Origin of the sequence: Cellulomonas fulva (assembly GCF_018531375.1) — a bacterium.
Taxonomy (GTDB): Bacteria; Actinomycetota; Actinomycetes; order Actinomycetales; family Cellulomonadaceae; genus Cellulomonas; species Cellulomonas fulva.
On sequence record NZ_JAHBOH010000001.1, the window covers coordinates 1,991,534 to 2,011,206 of the forward strand.

Consider the following 19,673-nt stretch of genomic DNA (forward strand, 5'->3'; position numbering starts at 1 on the left):
CTGCCCGTCACGGCGGACGGCGCGCACGGGCGCTCCGGGCGCCGACTACCCTGGGAGCGTGACCCAGACGCCTGAGCAGCCGACAGCTCACCGCCCGGTCCTCGTCGTCGACTTCGGCGCCCAGTACGCGCAGCTGATCGCGCGGCGCGTGCGCGAGGCGAACGTGTACTCCGAGATCGTGCCGCACACCGCGAGCGTCGCGGACCTGCTCGCGAAGGACCCGGCCGCCATCATCCTGTCCGGCGGCCCGTCCTCGGTGTACGCCACCGGCGCACCGTTCGTCGATCCCGCGCTGTTCGAGGCGGGCGTGCCCGTGCTGGGCATCTGCTACGGCTTCCAGGCGATGGCGCAGGCGCTCGGCGGCACCGTCGCCCAGACCGGGCGCCGCGAGTACGGCGGCACCGCCGTCTCGGTGGACGCCGCCGGTACCGTCCTGGCCGGCAGCCCCGAGCAGCAGACAGTGTGGATGAGCCACGGGGACGCGGTGCACGCGGCACCCGAGGGCTTCCAGGTGCTCGCGACGAGCGAGGGCTCTCCCGTCGCCGCGTTCGAGGACCCCGCGCGCCGCCTGTACGGCATGCAGTGGCACCCCGAGGTCAGGCACTCGTCGCTGGGCCAGCAGGCGCTGGAGAACTTCCTGTACCGCGGCGCGGGGCTCGCGCCCGACTGGAACCCCGGCAACGTCATCGCCGAGCAGGTCGAGCGGATCCGCGCCCAGGTCGGTGACGCGCAGGTGATCTGCGGGCTGTCCGGTGGCGTGGACTCCTCCGTGGCCGCCGCGCTGGTCCAGAAGGCCGTGGGCGAGCAGCTGACGTGCGTGTTCGTCGACCACGGGCTGCTGCGCTCGGGCGAGGTCGAGCAGGTCGAGAAGGACTTCGTGGCCGCGACGAACGTGCGCCTCAAGGTCGTCGACGCGCGCGAGCGGTTCCTGCACGCGCTCGCGGGCCACACCGACCCCGAGACGAAGCGCAAGATCATCGGCCGCGAGTTCATCCGCGTCTTCGAGGACGCGGCGCGCGAGGTCGTCGAGGAGGCGGGCGAGCACGCCGGCGGCGAGGTGCGGTTCCTGGTCCAGGGCACGCTGTACCCCGACGTCGTCGAGTCCGGCGGCGGTGAGGGCGCGGCCAACATCAAGAGCCACCACAACGTGGGCGGGCTGCCGGACGACCTGCAGTTCGAGCTCGTCGAGCCGCTCCGGACGCTGTTCAAGGACGAGGTCCGCGCGGTCGGCCTCGAGCTGGGCGTGCCCGAGGGGATCGTCTGGCGCCAGCCGTTCCCCGGGCCCGGGCTCGGGATCCGGATCATCGGCGAGGTCACCCGTGACCGGCTCGAGATCCTGCGCGCGGCCGACGCGATCGCGCGCGAGGAGCTGACCCGCGCCGGGCTCGACCGCGACATCTGGCAGTGCCCGGTGGTGCTCCTCGCCGACGTCCGCTCGGTCGGGGTGCAGGGCGACGGCCGCACCTACGGCCACCCGATCGTGCTGCGCCCGGTCTCGTCGGAGGACGCCATGACGGCGGACTGGACCCGCATGCCCTACGACGTCCTCGCGACGATCTCGACCCGCATCACCAACGAGGTGCCCGAGGTCAACCGCGTCGTGCTGGACGTCACCAGCAAGCCCCCGGGCACCATCGAGTGGGAGTGACAGAGGCGTGAGCGAGACGACGGGCACGACGAGCGCGCAGGGCGGCTCGGCCGCGGCCTCCGACGAGGCGGTCGCGCGCTGGACGCGCAAGGCCGAGGGCGCCATCAGGCGCTACCGCGTCATGGCCTGGATCACCGGGACGCTGCTCCTGGTCCTGTGCGTGGAGCTGGTGCTCAACTACGTCGTGCACGCGTCCGACGACGTGATGCGCTGGGTCGAGTGGGTGCCGTTCGCGCACGGCTGGGTCTACGTGGTGTACCTCGTGACGGTGTTCGACCTGTGGGCCACGATGCGCTGGCGCGTCGGCCGGCTGGTGACCATGGCGCTCGCGGGCGTGGTGCCCGTCATGTCGTTCGTGCTCGAGCGCACCGTGCACGCCCAGGCGACCGCCGCCGTCGAGGCCGCCCGCGCCGCCCCGGGAGGCGCCGCGCAGGGCTGACCTGCAGGTCGCGGGCTCGCCGGGCCCGGCAGGGTCGTGCGCGGAATGTCCGGAGATCGCTAGAGTCGACCTGGCGAGGGACACCGCGGTCAGCACCCTCGCGACCGCCCGCGCGCTGGGCGCGCGAGCCGGGACAAGCTCGAGCAAAGGGGATCCGACGTGGCGACCACTGCGGGAAAGTCGGGAGGCGTGAAGGGCATCGGCCTCATCACGATCATCCTGGGCATCATCTTCATCGTCGCCGGCGCTGTGACCTGGGGCGCCGTGACCACCAACCTCGCCGCGGAGAAGATCACCGTCTCCGACGACGCCGACGCGTTCGCGGGCCAGCTCGTGGACACGCCGTGGGAGGCCTGGGTGCAGGCCGACGTGATCGACCACCACGCGCTCGAGGCCTCCGGCGGCAAGACGTACGCCGAGCTCGACCAGGACGACCCGGTCCGGCAGACCGTCATGACCGCGTCGTTCCTGCGGGCGTCGCTGTTCACGTCCGTCGTGGCGTTCGGCGTCGCGCTCCTGGTGGTGGGCATCGGCGTCTCGCTGCTGCTCGTCGGCATCGCGCTGCGCAAGCTCGGCTCGCACGTCGCCGCCGCCGACGTCGTCCTCGAGTCGGACACGGCGCGGACCAGCGCTCCGGCCACGACCGCGGCCCCGGTGACCGCTGCCCCGGCGGCGCCCGCTCCGGTGGCCGCAGCCCCGGTGGCCGCCGCTCCGGTCGGCCCGGGCGCGACGAGCACGACCGCCGAGCCGACCACGGTGGACCCGGTCGCGCCGACGACGGCACCGCCCGCGGCGGCCGGCCCCGCGCACGTGGCGAACCCGGGTCCGGCCGACCCCGACGCCCCGAAGGTCTGACCCCAGGTCCGACCGGCGCGGGCGTCCACCCGCGAGCACGACGTCCCTCCTCCGGTTCCGGGGGGAGGGACGTCGTGCGTGCACGGGTCGTCCGGTGCTCAACAGGCTCAGCGGGCTCAGCGGGCTCGGCAGCCCTAGCCGGGCAGGCCTGCGCGACGACGCTGGCGCGCGCCGGTCACGAGCGAGCCGACGAGCAGGGCCACCCCGGCGCCGGCCACCAGCAGGATCGCGGCGAGCCCGACGTCGATCCTCCGGTCGCCGGCCCAGGCGAGGACGCCCACGCCCAGCACCGCCAGCACGAGGCCCCAGACCACGGTGCCGACGCGCAGCGTGCGGGCGTCGACGAGCGGCGTCGAGGCCGCAGCACTCGTCGCGGCCGGCTCGTCGGACCCGCGGACCGGTGCGGCGGGACCGGTCGGGGCCGGGGCGGACGTCGGTCCCGGCACGGTCGGGACCGCGAGGGTCGGCTCCGCGAGGGTGGGGACCGCGAGGGTCGGCTCCGCGAGGGTCGGCTCCGCGACCGTGGGCAGCGCGACCGTCGGCTGCTCCTCCGACCCGTGGTCGACCGGCGTCTGCTCTGCCGTCATCTGCTCTGCCGTCTTCTGCTCTGCCCTCGTCTGCTCGGCCGTCGGCTCCGTGACCTCGACGTCCTCGACGGTCTCGGTCCGGTCCTCCGGTCGCTCCGCTGCGGTGCTCATGCGTCCTCCCTCGTGACGGTCACGTCGCCGAGCCCGACGGAGATGTCGAGCGAGAGCTGGGCGGTGCCGTCGGTGCTGGCCTGGTCCTGGAACGTCTGGTGCTCGATGCCGGCGCCGCCGACCTGCTCGGAGCTGCCGTCGACGTCCCACGTGACGGAACCGAGCCCGACGCGGACGTCCGCCGCCACCGCGGCGTCCTGCGGGACGACCACCGTGACGCGTCCGGCGCCGACCGAGACCGGCACGGTGAGCGTCGAGGAGGTCAGCGGGACGTCGGTGAGGTCGAACGTCGTCTCACCGGCGCCCACCTGCAGCCCTTCGCCGGCGGCGGCCCGGGACGAGACCGTGACGGTCGACGTGCCCCACCGCGTGCCCTCGTCGTGGACCCACCCCGAGTCCCCGACGGCCCCCGCCGGCAGTGCGACGACGAGCGCGACGATCGCGAGGAACCCGAGCGATCCCGAGGAGCGTCCGCGCAGCCCGGCGACGACGATCCCGAGGCCCGCGAGCACGGCGGTCACGCCGAGCGTCGTGAGCAGGACCGGGCCGTCGAACGCGCCGGTGCGGGACGCGGCGAGCAGGCCGGCGAGCGTGAGCAGCGCCAGCGCGACGACGACGCCGAGCGAGGCGGCACCCGGGCCGCGGCGCCGGGGCTTGGCCGGTCGCGGCGGGACCGGCGGTCGCGGCGGCGCCACGGGCGTCGGCGGTCCGGACGGGTAGGGGGCGCGGGCGCGGGCGTGCGCGGTGCTGCCGTGGTGCGTCCACGCGCTGTGCGCGTACGGGGAGGCCGGGGCCGGCCGCGTCGGCGGTGCGGACGGGGTCGCGGCGTCGGTGGGCTGCGACGACGGCCGGGCGTCGGCGGACCCGTACGACGGCTGGCCGTAGGGCGCCTGACCGTACGGTGGCTGGCCGTAGGGCGGCTGGCCGTAGGGCGGCTGGCCGGACGGCGCCCGACCGGACGGCGTGCGTCCGGGGGGCGGCCCGTACGGCGGCCCGTAGGGCGAGGTGGGCGCGGGTGGCCGAGGGCCGCGGTCGCGCTGCGACCGCGTGATCACCAGCACGGTCACGACGACGAGCGACGCGATGAAGCCGAACCAGAGCAGCCCGCCGATCGCGTCCAGGATGTGCGCGACCCAGTGCGGTCCGGGTCCCCAGCCGCCGCCCCACGCGTCGGAGCCGCGGGAGGCGCCCAGCACGACGAGCGCGGCGGCGCCGACGATCGCGACGTCGAACCGCCCGGCGATCGTCTCCTCGAGGTGGATGCGCCCGTCCCGGCGCTCGGGCAGGAGCGCCCACGCGATGCCGTACGCGACCGCACCCGCACCGCCGAGCAGCAGCGTGACCGCGAGGATGCCGCGCACGACGAGCGGGTCGACGCCGAACCGGTCGGCGACGCCGGAGCACACGCCGGCGACCCAGCGGTCGTCCGTGCGCTGGACGCCGAGCCGGCGGACGGCTCCGAAGAAGCCGTGCTGGTCGCGGCCGGGCGGGGGCGACGCCGGGGCGGGCGCGTCGACGGGCGGGGCGCCGCCCGCGGTGGAGCCGGGCGCCGGCTCGTCGGGCGGGGGAGTGGGCTGGGACTCGGTCATGACGTCGATCGTGGTCGATGCGGACCGGCCGGGGTATCGGGTGCTCCCCTGAACGGACCCTGACTCGACCGGGGTCCGCCCCCTGGCCACCCCCTGGTCTTGTGCCCGGGGGCCCTCCGGACGTGCCTGCGAGGGCGTGCGACGTGTGACGATGCCGGTGTGGACGTCCCCGCTCAGAGCGCTGCTGCGTCGGCCGCCCGGCCGTCGTGGCCGGTCCGGTCGCGCCCGCCCCTGCGCCGCGTGCAGCGCGGCCGCTGGGTCGCCGGCGTCGCGGCGGGCCTCGCCGCGCACCTCGACGTGCCCGTCGGCCTGGTGCGGCTCACCTTCGTGGTGCTGGGCGCCCTCGGCGGCACCGGCGTGTTCCTCTACGGGTTCTGGTGGCTCGCGGTGCCCGCGGGCGACCCCTGGGACGCCGCGGCCAAGGCCCGGCCGAGCACGCTGACCCGCCTCGCGCGCCGTCCGGACGCGGGTCCCGACGAGACCGGGCGGGGCCGGCGCTGGCCCGTGACGGACATCGCCGTCGGGCTGCTCCTCGTCGTCGTCGCGGCCGTGCTCGTCGCCCTGCGGCAGGACCGCATGGACGCCGGCTGGGTGCTGCCCGTCCTGGTCCTGCTCGCGGGCGTCGCGCTGGCGTGGAGCCAGCTCGACGACGTCGCGCGGGGTCGCTGGCGCAGCCGCGCGGGGGGCCGCACCCCGGTGTCGGTGCTGCGCCTGCTGGGCGGCGTGGTGCTCGCGGGGGTCGGCGTCCTCCTGCTCGTCGGGCAGGCCAGCGGACCCGGCGTGGACGCGGCGACGCTGGTGCAGGCGGTCGTCGCGTCGCTCGCGGTGCTGGCGGGGGTCGCGCTCGTGCTCGCCCCCTGGTGGCTGCGGCTGTGGCGGGAGCTGTCCGACGAGCGCGCGGCGCGGGCGCGCGAGTCCGAGCGGGCCGACATCGCGGCCCACCTGCACGACTCGGTGCTGCAGACGCTCGCGCTCATCCGGGCGCGGGCGGACGACCCGGAGGTCGCCCGCATGGCGCGCGCGCAGGAGCGCGAGCTGCGCGAGTGGCTGTACGACGACCGGCCCGCGCCGGGCACGTCGCTCGCGGCGGCGCTGCGGGCGGTCGTCGCCGAGGTCGAGGACTCCCGCTCGGGCCCGGGCGGCGACCCGGTGGCGGTCGAGGCGGTCGTCGTCGGCGACCGCGTGCCCGACGACGCGACGGCCGCGCTCCTGCAGGCGACGCGCGAGGCGCTGGTCAACGCGGTGGTGCACGGTCGGCCGCCCGTGTCGCTCTACCTCGAGGTCGGCGAGCGCGACGTCGAGGTCTTCGTGAAGGACCGGGGCGACGGGTTCGACCCCGACGACATCGGACCGGACCGCTTCGGCGTGCGCGAGTCGATCATGGGCCGGGTGCGCCGACGTGGCGGCACCGCCGTGGTGACGAGCAGGATCGGCCACGGCACCGAGGTCCACCTGACCATGCCGTTCGCACCGTCCCCGGTGACGGACGAGCAGCCCGAGCGAGAGGAGCGAGGCGCATGACCGACCCGACGAGCGGGCAGCCGACCGTCCCCGCCGGCGCGCCCGTGGACGTGGTGCTGGTCGACGACCACCACATGTTCCGGGCGGGCGTGCGGGCCTCCCTGGACGACCGCGTGACCATCGTGGGCGAGGCGGCGAGCGTGGACGAGGCCGTGCGCGTCGTGCACGCGCTGGCGCCTCCCGTGGTGCTCCTGGACGTGCACCTGCCCGGCGGCGACGGGGGCGGGGGAGCGGAGGTCATCCGGGCCTGCGCGGACCTTCCGGGTACGCGGTTCCTGGCGCTCTCGGTCTCCGACGCCGCCGACGACGTGGTCGCGGTGATCCGTGCCGGCGCGCGCGGGTACGTGACGAAGGCGATCGACGGCCCCGCGCTCGTCGACGCGGTGCGCCGGGTGGCGGACGGGGACGCGGTGTTCTCGCCGCGGCTCGCGGGCTTCGTCCTGGACGCGTTCGGCGCCGCCGCCGGCGACGTGGCGACGGGGGACGACGAGCTCGACCGGCTGAGCGCGCGCGAGCGGGAGGTCATGCGCCTGATCGCCCGTGGCTACACGTACCGCGAGGTGGCCTCCGAGCTGTTCATCTCGATCAAGACCGTGGAGACCCACGTCTCGGCGGTGCTGCGCAAGCTGCAGCTGTCGAGCCGGCACGAGCTGACCCGGTGGGCGGCGGCGCGCCGGCTGCTGTGAGCTTTTCTGACGGCCCGTCAGATCAGGTCCCGCGGTCCCCTATCCTGGGCGCATGGAGCTGCTGAAGAACGTCCTCGTCGTGCTGCACCTGATCGGCTGGGCCATCGTGCTCGGCGGCACGCTGGTCAACCTGCGCACGCCCCGGATCGCGACGGGCGTGCTGCACGGCGCCCTCACGGCGCTGGTCACCGGGATCCTCATCGTCGGCGTCTCGGAGATGAGCGACGAGCTGCGGGACCCCAACATGGCCAAGATCGGCGTCAAGCTGGTGATCGCGCTCGTGGTCACGGCCCTGGTCGTCGTCGGTCAGCGCCGGCCGGAGAAGGTCACCACCGGCTTCCTCGGCGCGATCGCGGGGCTGACGGCGCTGAACGTCGCGATCGCGGTCCTCTGGCGCTGACGGCGCTGACGGCGCTGATCACCGCCGACCGCCGGTAGTCTCGGCGCCCGTGGCCGTCTGGGGAGAGGTGCTCGTCGGGCTCGCCGTGCTCGTCGGCCTGTTCGGGGTCGTCGTCCAGGTGCTGCCGGGCTCGCTGCTGGTGCTCGCGGCCGTGGCGCTGTGGGGCGTCGTCACGGGCGGTGCGGTCGGCTGGACCGTCGTCGCGGTCGCGGTCCTCGCCACGGCGGTCGCGGGCGTGGTGAAGTACCTGCTCGCGGGGCGGCACCTGAAGCGGGCGGGCGTGCCGTCCAGCACGCTCGTGTGGGGCGGTGTCGCGGGCGTCGTCGGCTTCTTCCTGATCCCCGTGGTCGGGATCCTCGTCGGGTTCGTCGGCGGGACGTACCTGGCGGAGTGGGTGCGCGTGCGCGAGCCGGGGGCCGCGTGGCGGGCCACGGTGGCGGCCATGCAGGCCACCGGCCTGACCATCCTCGTCGAGCTCGCCGGCGCCCTGGTCTGCGCCGCCGCGTGGGGCGTGGGGCTCGCGCTCGCCTGAGCCGGTCCCCGGCCGGTCCGGCCCGTCCCCGACCGTGCACCGGCGTGCCTCGCGTGTCGGTGGCGGCGCCTAGGCTGGGTCCGCCATGACGTCCTTGTTCGATCACCTCGCCCTGCCCGGCCACCCCGCCCCGCCCGCGCGCTCGCACGTCGGCGACCCGTCCGGGCTGCCGCTCGTCATGCCTCCGCGGGGGGAGGACGAGCACGGAGAACGCGGCGCGGGCCGGGAGCACGACGAGGCGGCGCGCGCGGCCCGCGCGGAGTCCCTGCTCGAGGGCCTGAACCCGCAGCAGCGCGAGGCGGTCGTGCACCACGGCGGCCCGCTGCTCATCGTGGCCGGCGCGGGCTCGGGCAAGACGCGCGTGCTGACGCACCGGATCGGCTACCTGCTCGCCACACGGCGTGCCCGGGCGGGCGAGGTCATGGCGATCACGTTCACCAACAAGGCCGCGGCGGAGATGCGCGAGCGGGTGACCGACCTCGTCGGCCCGGCGGCGGGCCGGATGTGGGTCTCCACGTTCCACTCCGCGTGCGTGCGCATCCTGCGCCGCGAGGCGCAGACGCTGGGCCTGCGGTCGAGCTTCTCGATCTACGACTCCGCGGACTCGCAGCGGCTGCTCACCCTCGTCGCGCGCGAGCTCGAGCTGGACCCCAAGAAGTACCCGGCCAAGGCGCTCGCCTCGAAGATCTCCTCCCTCAAGGACGAGCTCGTGGACCCGGAGTCCTTCGCCGCGACGTCGGGCGGCGGGGCGGCGAACGACTTCGACGCGGCGCTCGCGCAGGTCTACACGCGCTACCAGGCCCGGCTGCGGCAGGCCCACGCCCTCGACTTCGACGACCTGATCATGACCACGGTCCACCTGCTGCAGGCCTTCCCTGCCGTCGCCGAGCACTACCGCCGCCGGTTCCGGCACGTGCTGGTCGACGAGTACCAGGACACCAACCACGCGCAGTACGTGCTGGTCCGCGAGCTCGTGGGCACGGGCGAGGGCGACGTCGAGCGCGGCGAGCTCACGGTCGTCGGGGACGCCGACCAGTCCATCTACGCGTTCCGCGGCGCCAACATCCGCAACATCCTGGAGTTCGAGGCGGACTACCCGGACGCGCGCACCATCCTGCTCGAGCAGAACTACCGCTCGACGCAGACGATCCTGTCGGCGGCGAACGCGGTCATCAGCAAGAACCCCGGCCGCAAGCCCAAGCGGCTGTGGACGGACTCGGGCGCGGGGGCGCAGATCGTCGCGTACGTCGCCGACGACGAGCGCGAGGAGGCCCGGTTCGTCGTCGAGGAGATCGACCGGCTCGGGGACAGCGACGGCGTGCGGCCGGGCGACGTCGCGGTGTTCTACCGCGCGAACGCGCAGTCGCGCGTGATCGAGGACGCGCTCGTGCGCGTCGGGCTGCCGTACAAGCTCGTCGGCGGCACGCGGTTCTACGAGCGCAAGGAGATCAAGGACGCGGTCGCCTACCTGCGCGCGGTCGCGAACCCCGACGACGACGTGAACCTGCGGCGCATCCTCAACGTGCCCAAGCGCGGTCTGGGCGAGCGCTCCGAGGCGATGGTCGCGTCGTTCGCGGAGCGGGAGCGGATCTCCTTCGGCGCCGCGCTCGAGCGGCTGGACGAGGTCCCGGGCCTGGGCTCGCGCGCGATCACCGGCCTGGGCGGCTTCGCCGAGATGATGACGGGGCTGCGCGAGCTCGCCGCAGGCGCGGGTCCGGCGGAGGTGCTGGGTGCCGTGCTGGACCGCTCGGGCTACCTGGCCGAGCTGCGCGCGAGCGAGGACCCCCAGGACGCCTCGCGCGTCGAGAACCTCGCCGAGCTCCACGCCGTCGCGAGCGAGTTCGAGCAGAGCGACCCCGAGGGCGACCTGGCCGACTTCCTCGAGCGCGTCTCGCTCGTGGCGGACTCCGACCAGATCCCCGCCGCCGACGCGGGGGAGCAGGAGTCGGGCCCCGAGCCGGGCGTCGTCACGCTCATGACGCTGCACACGGCGAAGGGGCTCGAGTTCCCGGTCGTCTTCCTCACGGGCCTCGAGGACGGCACCTTCCCGCACATGCGCTCGCTGGCCGACACCGACCAACTCGCGGAGGAGCGGCGGCTCGCCTACGTCGGGCTCACCCGGGCGCGCGAGCGGCTGTACATCTCGCGCGCGGCGATCCGGACCGCGTGGGGCGTGCCCAACGAGTTCCCGCCGAGCCGGTTCCTGGCGGACCTGCCGGACGAGCTCATCGACTGGCGTCGGCGCGAGTCGTCCACGTCGCAGCTGCGCGGCGGCTGGGGCTCCGGGTTCGGCGCCGGCCAGCGCGGTGGGTCGGGCGGCGGGTACGGCTCTGGTGGGTACGGCTCGGGCGGCTACGGCTCCGGTGGGTACGGCTCGGGCGGCAAGACCGGGAGCGGGAGCTCAGGCGGTCGCTCGGCGTCGCGCGACGCCCGCCCGGCGCTGCCCTCGACGGGCGCCTCGTTCGGCTCCGCCACGCCGCGCTCGGACGCCGCGATCCCGCAGCTCGCGATCGGGGACCGCGTCACGCACGACGCGTACGGTCTCGGCACCGTCGTGGGGCTCGAGGGCGCGGGGCACAACGCGGTCGTCAAGGTGGACTTCGGCTCCGAGGGTGCCAAGCGGCTGCTGCTGCGGTTCTCACCGGTCACCAAGCTGTAGCGGAGGCCGGTTCTCGGGGTGCGTCCGGGGCGTCCGGGTTCGTCCCGGTTCCGTGCGCGCGGTGAGCGTCCGGCGCCCGCGTCCGTCCGGATCCGGCGACGCGCGGAGTGTCACGTCGTGGGGCGGGGTCGGGGCGACCTACCGTGAGGTCGTCCCTCTCGATGCGAGGTGCCCGTGACGACCACGACGCAGCGCCCGGCCCCGACGCCGCCGCCCGACCGGGCCGACCCCGGGGGCTCGTCCGCGCAGGGGACCGTGCGAGCGGACGGCGCCGCGACGCCTACCCATACCCGCACCCACACCCGCACCGACATCCACCCCCATGCCCCGGACCCGAGCTCGGCGACGGGGCGCGGGTCCGCGCGCGAGGGCCGCATCCGCGGCCTCGACGGCGTGCGGGCGCTCGCCGTCCTCGCGGTGATCGCCTACCACCTGTGGCCGCGGACGCTGCCGGGCGGGTTCCTGGGCGTCGACGTCTTCTTCGTGGTGAGCGGCTTCCTCATCACGACGCTGCTGCTGCGCGAGATGGGCCGCCGCGGACGGCTGGACATGCCCGCGTTCTGGGTGCGCCGCGCGCGTCGCCTGCTGCCCGCGCTCGCGGTGGTCGTGGTCGGCTCGGTCGTCGCCGCGCGCGTCGTCGAGCCGGACCTGCTCGTCGGGATCGGGCGACAGGTGCTCGGTGCCGCGACGTTCACCACCAACTGGCTCGAGATCGGGGCCGGCTCGAGCTACTTCGACGCGACCCAGCCCGAGCTGTTCCAGCCGTTCTGGTCGCTCGCGATCGAGGAGCAGTTCTACCTGCTGTGGCCCCTGGCGCTCGCCGGTCTGCTCGTCGCGCTGGCCGCGGCGCGGGTGCGGGCGGGCGTGCGAGCCGCGGCCTACGTCGTGGCCGGTGCCGCGGTGCTGTCGGCGGTGCTGATGGCGGCGCTCTACGTCGCGGGTGAGGACCCGACCCGCGTGTACTACGGCACGGCGACGCACGCGTTCGGCCTGCTCGCCGGCGCGGCCGCGGCGATCGCGTGGGCCGGCGGGGTGCGGCTGCTGCCCGGGCCCCGGCTCGCGCGCTGGGTGCCCGTGGCCGGCCTGGCCGTGCTCGCGGTGCTGATGGTCACCGTCCGCGCCGAGGGTGCGTTCGCGTACCGCGGGGGCATCGCGCTCGGCTCTCTCGCGGCCCTGGCTCTGGTCACCGGGTGCGCGCAGGGCACGCCCGCGCCGGTGCTCCGGGTGCTGGAGACCCGGCCGGCGGTGTGGGTCGGCGACCGGTCCTACGGGCTCTACCTGTGGCACTGGCCGGTGATCCTGCTGGTCGCGGCCACCTTCGGGGACGTGCCCGGGTCCTCGTGGCAGTGGCGGACGCCCGTCGTCGCTCTCGTCCTCACGTTCGCGCTCGCGGCGCTCAGCCACCGCTACGTCGAGACCCCCGTGCGCCGTGACGGCCTGCGCACGGTCGTCGCCCGCGTCCGGGAGGCGCTGCGCGGCGCGGCGAGCCCGCGCCGGACCGGGGCGCGACTGGCCGCGGGAGGCGCCGCGCTGCTGGTCCTGGGCGCCGTCGTCGTGGTCGTCACCGCACCGTCCCAGACGTCGACCCAGCGCGCCGTGGAGGCCGCCCAGCGGGAGATCGAGGAACGCGCCGCGGCGGCGCCGGCGCCGGACCCGACCGCCGGCGCCCCGACGGACGACCTCACGACGGCGGCCGCGGCGGACGGGTCCGGCGTCAGCGCGTTCGGTGACTCGGTGCTCTCGGCCGCGGCGCCCACCCTGTTCACGGACCTGCCCGAGATCGACGTGGACGCCAAGCCGATCCGCAAGTGGGTCGACGCGCCGGCGCTGGTCCGCTCGGCACGCGACGCCGGCGAGCTGCGGCCCGTCGTGCTGCTGAACTTCGGCACCAACGGGGGCTTCCAGTTCGACGGCTCGCAGGCGGCCGTGGAGGAGACGCTGGACCTGATCGGTCCGGACCGTCACGTGATCATCTACACGGTCGTCGGCTACAGCTACTGGGTCCCCGAGGCGAACGACGAGCTGCGCGCCCTGGTGGCCGACCGTCCGAACGTCGAGGTCGTGGACTGGAACGGCTACGTCGCGAAGCACGCGGGCCTGCTGCACGCGGACCGGACGCACCCGAACATGGACGGCGTCGCGGCGTACTCGACGCTCCTGCAGCAGTCGCTGAGGGAGCTGCGCCGGGGCTGACGCGCGAAGCACGCCGGCCGGCGCAGGCACCCGTGGCGCGGGCACCCGTCGCGCAAGGCCGGGCCGCGGGCGACGGTCAGGCGGCGGCCGCCCACGCGGACGCCACCGCGCTGCGCACCGCCTCGTCGTCGAGCCCCGCGGCGGACAGGACCCGGTGGGCGGACGAGTCCGACAGGCGGACGGCCGCCAGCAGCAGGTGGCCGGTGTCGATCCGGCGGTGGCGCAGGCGCACCGCCTCCCGCAGCGCGACCTCGAGGAGCTTCTTGGCATCCGGGGCGAATGCGCGCGGCCGCGTGGCGGGGGCGCCGTCGAGTGCTCCCTCGCCGAACGTCGACTCGACCTGGTCCCGCACCGCCGCGAGGTCGACGCCGATCGAGGAGAGCGCCGTCGCGTCGATGCCGCCGGGTGCCTGGTCGCGCGCGAGGCGACGCAGCCCCTCGCCGTCGACGCCGCACCGGCGCAGCGCCTCGGCCGCCGGGCCGGACCCCGACACCGCGGCGACCAGGACGTGGACCGAGCCGATGCGGTCGGCGCCCAGCGCCCCGGCCTCGTCCTGGGCCCGCGTGACGGCCGCGCGTGCGTCCTTCGTGAACCGCTCGAACATCAGGCCACCCTCTTCCCGTGCTTCTTGTGCACCGCCTGGCGCGTGACCCCGAGGCAGTCGGCGATCTGCTGCCACGACCAGCCCTGCCGGCGCGCTCGCTCGACCTGGAGGTCCTCCAGCCGGTCGGCGAGCGCGCGCAGCGAGCGGATCGCCCGCAGGCCCTCCGCGGGCTCGGCGGCCCCGGCCGCGGACAGGAGCGGGTCGGTGTTCTCGGACATTCCGTCAACATAGGTTGACGCTCCGCGGATGTCAACTGGGGTTGACGGACGGTCAGGCCGTCCCGCGTGGCCAGACGCCGTTCGGGAACGCGGTGCCGGAGCCGGCCGCGGCGCCGACCTCGACGACGGCGTCGGCCGCCGCCGTCTGGGTGGCGACCAGGGCCGCGACGGCGGCCGAGACGAGGGCGGCGCTCACGGCGGCCTGCTCCACCACGAGCGCCAGTCCCGCCCAGGAGAAGACCGCCGAGCCGAGCAGGCCGATGGCCGCGATCGACGTGGCGACAAGCTTCGCGACCACCCATCCGAGCGCCAGGTAGAAGGCGCAACCGGCGACCGCGCAGGTCGCGAGCGACCGCGAGGCCGTCCTGCCGACCTCCGCCATCTGCTGGGCGGCCGGCGACTGTCCGGCGACCGCCTGCTGGTACCGGTCCGCGGCGTCACCGGACCACCACAGAGGCGCGCGCAGCGCGTCCGGCGCGACGGTCGCGGCGACGACGGACGCCGGGGACGCGACCACGTCGGTCCAGTCGTCGGCCTGGAAGTAGAACCGCAGCGGCGCCGCGATGCCCTGCGCGAGCTCCCGGATCCTGGTCGCGGTGGCGCGCGCCAGCTCGCTCAGGCGGTCGACGCACCAGCGCAGGCCGTCGGCGAGCGCGTCGGCCACCCACCACTGGCTCAGGGCCGACTCCAGCGCCGACTCGAGCCGGGCAGCGGACTGGTCGAGCAGGGCGAGGCCCGAGCGGAGCTCGGTGGTCGCTGCGGTGTAGGCGGACGGGGTGAACTGGCTCACGATGGCCTCTCCTCGGTCGTCGGTCCGGGTGCGGTGTGCGGGGCGTCAAGCCGCGGGCGTCGGGCGCCGAGCGTCCTGACGTCGAGGGTCAGTACGTGCCGGCCACGTGGTCGGCCACGGCCGCGTCGCGCTGCTCGTACGCGGTGGCGCTCGTCCGCAGCGCGTCGGCGACCTCGCCCATGACGTCGCGTCCCTCCGCGCACCGCGCCCCCACCCGGTGTGCCGCGTCGCGCGTCGTGCCCGCCATGAGCGCGAACACGCCCGCCTGCAGGCCGGTCATGCCGAGCGCCGCCGCCGCGCTCGTGATCGCGTCCAGCCGCTGTGCCTGCTCGTCCCACGTCGTCGCCTCCTGCCGCAGCGCGTCGACGACCACCTCGAGCTCGCCGCTCACGGCCGCGCTCCGGTCGTCGCTGCGGTCGTGCTGCGCCCGCCGCGCACCGGCACCGCCTCGCCCGCCGGCATCTCCCCGTCCCTCGGCATGGCTGCCCCCGTTCCCTCGACCTCGTCTGCCGTCGGCGGGCGCCCTGGCTGCCCGTCCGCAGGCACGCTAACGACGCCCGTGAGGGCGCCGAGCGGCACCGGAGAGATCTGTGGAGCGGCGCCCCGGAGCGGGGGCCGGCGTCGCGCACGCCACATCTCTCGATGTCAAGAAATGTCGGGACGGCGGCTAGCATCGGTGACGGCGCACACGGCCGCACCGAGGCCGCCGACGCGCGGTCGACGAGAGGAACTGGACCACAGTGGACCTGTTCGAGTACCAGGCACGGGACATCTTCGAGAAGCACGGCGTACCGGTGCTCGGCGGCATCGTCGCCACCACGCCGGACGAGGCGCGCACGGCCGCGCAGACGCTGCTGGGCGACCAGCCCGGCGTCGTCGTCGTGAAGGCGCAGGTGAAGACGGGCGGCCGCGGCAAGGCCGGCGGCGTCAAGCTCGCGCGCTCGGTGGACGAGGCGGCGGAGAAGGCCGGCGAGATCCTCGGCATGGACATCAAGGGGCACACCGTGCACCGCGTGATGATCGCGGCCGGCGCCCGGATCGCCAGCGAGTTCTACTTCTCGCTCCTGCTGGACCGCGCCGAGCGCCGCTACCTCGCGATGTGCTCGGTCGAGGGCGGCATGGAGATCGAGCAGCTCGCCGTCGAGCGCCCGGACGCGCTCGCCAAGGTCGCGGTGGACCCGCGGGTGGGCATCGACCAGGCGAAGGCCGACGAGATCGTCGCGGCCGCCGGCTTCGACGCGGGCATCGCGGGCCAGGTGGCCGACGTGCTGCAGAAGCTGTGGCTCGTCTACCGCGACGAGGACGCGACGCTCGTCGAGGTCAACCCGCTGGTGCTGACCGAGGAGGGCGAGGTCGTCGCGCTCGACGGCAAGGTCACCCTCGACGCCAACGCCGACTTCCGGCACGCGGACCACGCGGAGCTCGAGGACGCGGCCGCGGCCGACCCGCTCGAGGCGCGCGCCAAGGAGAAGGACCTCAACTACGTCAAGCTCGACGGCGAGGTCGGCATCATCGGCAACGGCGCGGGGCTCGTCATGAGCACGCTCGACGTCGTCGCGTACGCGGGGGAGAAGCACGGCGGCGTCAAGCCCGCCAACTTCCTCGACATCGGCGGCGGCGCCTCGGCCGAGGTCATGGCCGCGGGTCTCGACATCATCCTCACGGACCCGCAGGTCAAGTCGGTCTTCGTCAACGTCTTCGGCGGCATCACCGCGTGCGACGCGGTGGCGAACGGCATCGTCGCGGCGCTCGGCATGCTGGGCGACGAGGCGAGCAAGCCGCTCGTCGTGCGGCTGGACGGCAACAACGTGCTCGAGGGCCGCCGCATCCTCGCGGAGGCGAACCACCCGCTCGTCACGCTCGCCGACACCATGGACGGCGGGGCCGACAAGGCCGCCGAGCTGGCCAACGACTGAGCCCCCGAGACGCAGAGAAGAGCAGAACTGACATGGCGATCTTCCTCACCGAGGCCTCCAAGGTCATCGTCCAGGGCATGACCGGCTCGGAGGGCACCAAGCACACGACGCGCATGCTCGCGTCCGGCACGACCGTCGTCGGCGGCGTGAACCCGCGCAAGGCCGGCACGACGGTCGACTTCCCCGGCGACGTGCAGGTGCCGGTCTTCGGCTCCGTCGCCGAGGCGATGGCGGCCACCGGTGCCGACGTCTCCGTGATCTTCGTGCCGCCGGCCTTCACCAAGGCCGCGGTCGTCGAGGCCGTCGACGCGGGCATCCCGCTCGTGGTCATCATCACCGAGGGCGTGCCGGTCGCGGACACGGCCGAGTTCTTCGCGTACGCGCAGGAGAAGGGCGTGCGGCTGATCGGCCCGAACTGCCCCGGCCTGATCAGCCCCGGGAAGTCGAACGTCGGCATCATCCCCGCCGACATCACCGGCCCCGGCCGCATCGGCCTGGTGTCCAAGTCCGGCACGCTGACCTACCAGATGATGTACGAGCTGCGGGACCTGGGCTTCTCGTCGGCGGTCGGCATCGGCGGCGACCCGATCATCGGCACCACGCACATCGACGCGCTCGCGGCCTTCGAGGCGGACCCCGACACCGACATCATCGTGATGATCGGCGAGATCGGCGGCGACGCCGAGGAGCGCGCGGCCGCGTTCATCCGGGAGAACGTGACCAAGCCGGTCGTCGGCTACGTCGCGGGCTTCACCGCGCCCGAGGGCAAGACGATGGGCCACGCGGGCGCCATCGTGTCGGGCTCGTCGGGCACCGCGCAGGCCAAGAAGGAGGCTCTCGAGGCCGCGGGCGTCAAGGTCGGCAAGACGCCGTCCGAGACCGCAGCCCTCGCCCGGGAGCTGCTCACCCGCGCCTGATGCCCGACTCGCCGCGCGGCGTGCGCCGCTCGGCACCGGGCACCGGTGACCATGGCCCGGTGAACCTGCTGACCACGAACGCCGACGAGGCGCCGCCCCGAGCGCGCGCCTCGTCGGCGTTCTTCGTCAGCGCGCTCGACGGGTCGCCGCGCTGGGTCACGGGTGCGCTCATGGCCCTGCAGGGCGCGCTGCTCTCGCTGCTCGTCGTCGTGCTGCCCGCCGTCGCCGCGTACGTCGCGACGTCGGCGGACCCCGCGAACGAGGGGGTCGAGTGGTTCCGCTCGGTCGTCGTCGCCACCGCGCTCTGGGTCGCGGGGCACGGCGTCCCGCCCACCGTCGGCACGGTGACCGTGACCGTCGTCCCGCTCGGCGTCACGCTCCTCGCGGTGTTCGGCTGCTGGGCCTCCGCGCGCCGCTCGGGCGCGCTCGCGCGCGCCACCTACGTCGCCGGCGTCGTCACGTACGCGCTCGTCGTCGCGGTCCTCGCGCTCCTCGTCGGGACCGGCGTGGCCGGTGTCCTGCGCGGGCTCGTCGGCGGGGCGCTCGTCGCGGCCACCGGTCTCGGGCTCGGGCTCGTGGCGCGGCCGGGGTCCCCGCGGCTGCGCGTGGTGCTCGCGCCCGCGCTGCGGCGCCTGCCGCCCGCGGTGGTGACCGGACTGGGTGCCGCGACGGTCGCGTGCGCGTCCGTGGTCGGCGTCGCCGCCCTCCTGGTCGCGGGCTGGGCGTACCTGGGCCGCGGCACCGTGCAGGCGATCGCCGACGGACTGGCGCTCGACGTGCTGGGCGGCGCCGTGCTCGCGGTGGCGCAGCTGGCCTTCCTGCCGGTGCTCGTGGTGTGGGCCGTGAGCTGGCTCGCGGGGCCGGGCTTCGCGGTCGGTGCCGGGACGCACTTCGCCCCCGACGCGATGACCGGCGGAACGCTCCCCGCGGTCCCGCTCCTCGGTGCGCTCCCCGGCGCGGACGTGACCGGTGGCCCGGCGGCGTTCGCCCCGCTCGTCGTCGTCGCCGCGGGCGCGCTCGCGGGCTGGTGGCTGCACCGCGCGACGCGACGGGACCCCGCGCGCCGGGCCTGGACCGTGAGCGTCGCGTGCGTGGTCGCCGCGGCGACCTCGGGCGTCGCGGTGGCCCTCGTCGTGCACCTCGCCAGCGGCGCGATCGGCCCGGGCCGCATGGCCACCACGGGTGCGTCGGCCCTGCTCGTCGGAGCGGTCGTCGCGGGCGAGGTCCTGCTGGGCGCGCTCCTCGTCGCCGCGCCCGCCGACGCGGTGCTGCGGCGCGCCGTGGCGACGCGTCTGCGGTCGCTGGCGCACCGCGGGCGCGCCTGAGCCCCCGTCCTCAGGGACGCGTGCGGTCCTCGAGGCGCGTTCGGCGTCCTCGCGCTCGTCGTCGGCGTGCGGGCGCTCGTCGTGGCGGTGCGCGCCCGTCAGCGCGGCACGCTCACCGGGATGCTGGGCGCGGGCCTCGCGGTGTGCGCCATGTGGCTCGTGGTCTCGCTCGGCATGACGCTCATGTGGCCGGCGCAGCTCGACCGGCAGCGCTGCCTCGCGGGCGCGCTGACGATCTCCGCCCGCCAGGCGTGCGAGGCGCAGTTCGAGCAGGACCTCGACGAGTGGCGTACGCCAGGCCGGCGGCCTGCCACGGCACGGGGAAGGTGCCGGTCAGCACGGCGGCCAGGAGCAGCGCCGCGAACGTCCGGCCCAGCCGGCCCGCCCGTGCGACCTCGGCGGCGTCGGGCTCCGGCGGGTGCGGACCGGGTGCGGCGACGGGCGCCTGGCCGGGCGGCATGCCCCAGGTCGCACCGGGGACGACGCCGTGGACGTCACGCCCCGCGTCGCCGGGGGCGGTGGCACCGTGCGCGTCCTCGGGGACGGCACCGTGGTCGGCACCCGGGGCGCGCGAGACCGGCGGCGCCGGCTCGTCGGGCCGGCGCGTCGGCGGGTCGTCCGGCGGCGCGTACGGGTTGCTCACCCGCACATTCTCGCCCAGACCGGCCGTGCCCCGCCGCCCC

19 protein-coding genes are annotated in these 19,673 nt (G+C 75.4%); 12 read left to right on the plus strand and 7 right to left on the minus strand.

Annotated features, from left to right (window positions below):
* The first annotated feature begins 58 nt into the window (after positions 1–58).
* The 3 genes from guaA to KIN34_RS17360 all read left to right on the plus strand — a co-directional run bounded on the left by guaA (position 59) and on the right by KIN34_RS17360 (position 2,942).
* A complete protein-coding gene (gene guaA, locus KIN34_RS08890) occupies positions 59–1,648 on the plus strand; it encodes a glutamine-hydrolyzing GMP synthase (RefSeq protein ID WP_214349411.1) in 1,590 nt (529 codons plus the stop codon).
* Between the two features lie 7 nt (positions 1,649–1,655).
* Entirely contained in the window at positions 1,656–2,087 is a 432-nt protein-coding gene (locus KIN34_RS08895) for a DUF3817 domain-containing protein (protein ID WP_372449534.1), read from the plus strand.
* Between the two features lie 189 nt (positions 2,088–2,276).
* Positions 2,277–2,942: a hypothetical protein gene (locus tag KIN34_RS17360; RefSeq protein WP_307858153.1), complete on the plus strand. Its 666-nt coding sequence runs from the start codon at positions 2,277–2,279 to the stop codon at positions 2,940–2,942.
* A 134-nt stretch (positions 2,943–3,076) separates the two neighbouring features.
* Here KIN34_RS17360 and KIN34_RS08905 read toward each other — a convergent pair whose 3' ends face one another.
* Both KIN34_RS08905 and KIN34_RS08910 read right to left on the minus strand, forming a co-directional pair.
* Entirely contained in the window at positions 3,077–3,640 is a 564-nt protein-coding gene (locus KIN34_RS08905; protein ID WP_214349413.1) for a hypothetical protein, read from the minus strand.
* Positions 3,637–5,229: a PspC domain-containing protein gene (locus KIN34_RS08910; RefSeq protein ID WP_214349415.1), complete on the minus strand. Its 1,593-nt coding sequence runs from the start codon at positions 5,227–5,229 to the stop codon at positions 3,637–3,639. Before KIN34_RS08910 ends, KIN34_RS08905 begins: the two co-directional genes overlap by 4 nt.
* A gap of 159 nt (positions 5,230–5,388) precedes the next feature.
* Here KIN34_RS08910 and KIN34_RS08915 point away from each other — a divergent pair, with 159 nt between their 5' ends.
* From KIN34_RS08915 to KIN34_RS08940, 6 genes are all read left to right on the plus strand, one after another.
* Positions 5,389–6,750 carry an ATP-binding protein gene (locus KIN34_RS08915; RefSeq protein WP_214349418.1) on the plus strand — a complete coding sequence of 454 codons (1,362 nt, stop codon included), beginning with the start codon at positions 5,389–5,391 and terminating at the stop codon, positions 6,748–6,750.
* Positions 6,747–7,436: a LuxR C-terminal-related transcriptional regulator gene (locus KIN34_RS08920; protein ID WP_214349421.1), complete on the plus strand. Its 690-nt coding sequence runs from the start codon at positions 6,747–6,749 to the stop codon at positions 7,434–7,436. The genes KIN34_RS08915 and KIN34_RS08920 overlap by 4 nt, the downstream gene beginning before the upstream one ends.
* A 52-nt stretch (positions 7,437–7,488) precedes the next feature.
* Entirely contained in the window at positions 7,489–7,836 is a 348-nt protein-coding gene (locus KIN34_RS08925; protein ID WP_214349424.1) for a hypothetical protein, read from the plus strand.
* A 49-nt stretch (positions 7,837–7,885) separates the two neighbouring features.
* Complete coding sequence (locus tag KIN34_RS08930; protein WP_214349426.1) at positions 7,886–8,368, plus strand: DUF456 domain-containing protein; 483 nt, start codon at positions 7,886–7,888, stop codon at positions 8,366–8,368.
* A gap of 85 nt (positions 8,369–8,453) precedes the next feature.
* Entirely contained in the window at positions 8,454–11,027 is a 2,574-nt protein-coding gene (gene pcrA / locus KIN34_RS08935; RefSeq protein ID WP_214349428.1) for a DNA helicase PcrA, read from the plus strand.
* A gap of 174 nt (positions 11,028–11,201) precedes the next feature.
* Complete coding sequence (locus tag KIN34_RS08940) at positions 11,202–13,220, plus strand: acyltransferase family protein (RefSeq protein WP_307858154.1); 2,019 nt, start codon at positions 11,202–11,204, stop codon at positions 13,218–13,220.
* Positions 13,221–13,296: 76 nt separating this feature from the next.
* Here KIN34_RS08940 and KIN34_RS08945 read toward each other — a convergent pair whose 3' ends face one another.
* The 4 genes from KIN34_RS08945 to KIN34_RS08960 all read right to left on the minus strand — a co-directional run bounded on the left by KIN34_RS08945 (position 13,297) and on the right by KIN34_RS08960 (position 15,223).
* A complete protein-coding gene (locus KIN34_RS08945; RefSeq protein ID WP_214349431.1) occupies positions 13,297–13,824 on the minus strand; it encodes a Clp protease N-terminal domain-containing protein in 528 nt (175 codons plus the stop codon).
* Complete coding sequence (locus KIN34_RS08950; protein ID WP_214349435.1) at positions 13,824–14,042, minus strand: RNA polymerase subunit sigma-70; 219 nt, start codon at positions 14,040–14,042, stop codon at positions 13,824–13,826. Before KIN34_RS08950 ends, KIN34_RS08945 begins: the two co-directional genes overlap by 1 nt.
* 52 nt (positions 14,043–14,094) lie before the next feature.
* Positions 14,095–14,832 carry a hypothetical protein gene (locus KIN34_RS08955; RefSeq protein ID WP_214349438.1) on the minus strand — a complete coding sequence of 246 codons (738 nt, stop codon included), beginning with the start codon at positions 14,830–14,832 and terminating at the stop codon, positions 14,095–14,097.
* A gap of 88 nt (positions 14,833–14,920) precedes the next feature.
* Positions 14,921–15,223 carry a type VII secretion target gene (locus KIN34_RS08960; RefSeq protein ID WP_214349441.1) on the minus strand — a complete coding sequence of 101 codons (303 nt, stop codon included), beginning with the start codon at positions 15,221–15,223 and terminating at the stop codon, positions 14,921–14,923.
* A gap of 349 nt (positions 15,224–15,572) precedes the next feature.
* Here KIN34_RS08960 and sucC point away from each other — a divergent pair, with 349 nt between their 5' ends.
* Genes sucC through KIN34_RS08975 form a run of 3 tightly spaced genes read left to right on the plus strand, consistent with a single transcriptional unit; the run spans position 15,573 to position 18,990 of the window.
* A complete protein-coding gene (gene sucC / locus KIN34_RS08965; RefSeq protein ID WP_214349444.1) occupies positions 15,573–16,748 on the plus strand; it encodes an ADP-forming succinate--CoA ligase subunit beta in 1,176 nt (391 codons plus the stop codon).
* 32 nt (positions 16,749–16,780) lie between these two features.
* The gene (sucD, locus tag KIN34_RS08970) at positions 16,781–17,665 is read left to right on the plus strand and encodes a succinate--CoA ligase subunit alpha (protein WP_214349447.1); all 885 of its coding nucleotides are present in this window, start codon (positions 16,781–16,783) and stop codon (positions 17,663–17,665) included.
* Positions 17,666–17,724: 59 nt separating this feature from the next.
* Positions 17,725–18,990 (plus strand): cell division protein PerM, encoded by a 1,266-nt coding sequence (locus KIN34_RS08975; RefSeq protein ID WP_307858155.1) that lies wholly within the window; start codon positions 17,725–17,727, stop codon positions 18,988–18,990.
* A 181-nt stretch (positions 18,991–19,171) separates the two neighbouring features.
* Here KIN34_RS08975 and KIN34_RS08980 read toward each other — a convergent pair whose 3' ends face one another.
* On the minus strand, positions 19,172–19,633 hold the full coding sequence (locus tag KIN34_RS08980) for a hypothetical protein (RefSeq protein ID WP_214349454.1): 462 nt from the start codon (positions 19,631–19,633) through the stop codon (positions 19,172–19,174).
* Positions 19,634–19,673 lie beyond the last annotated feature (40 nt).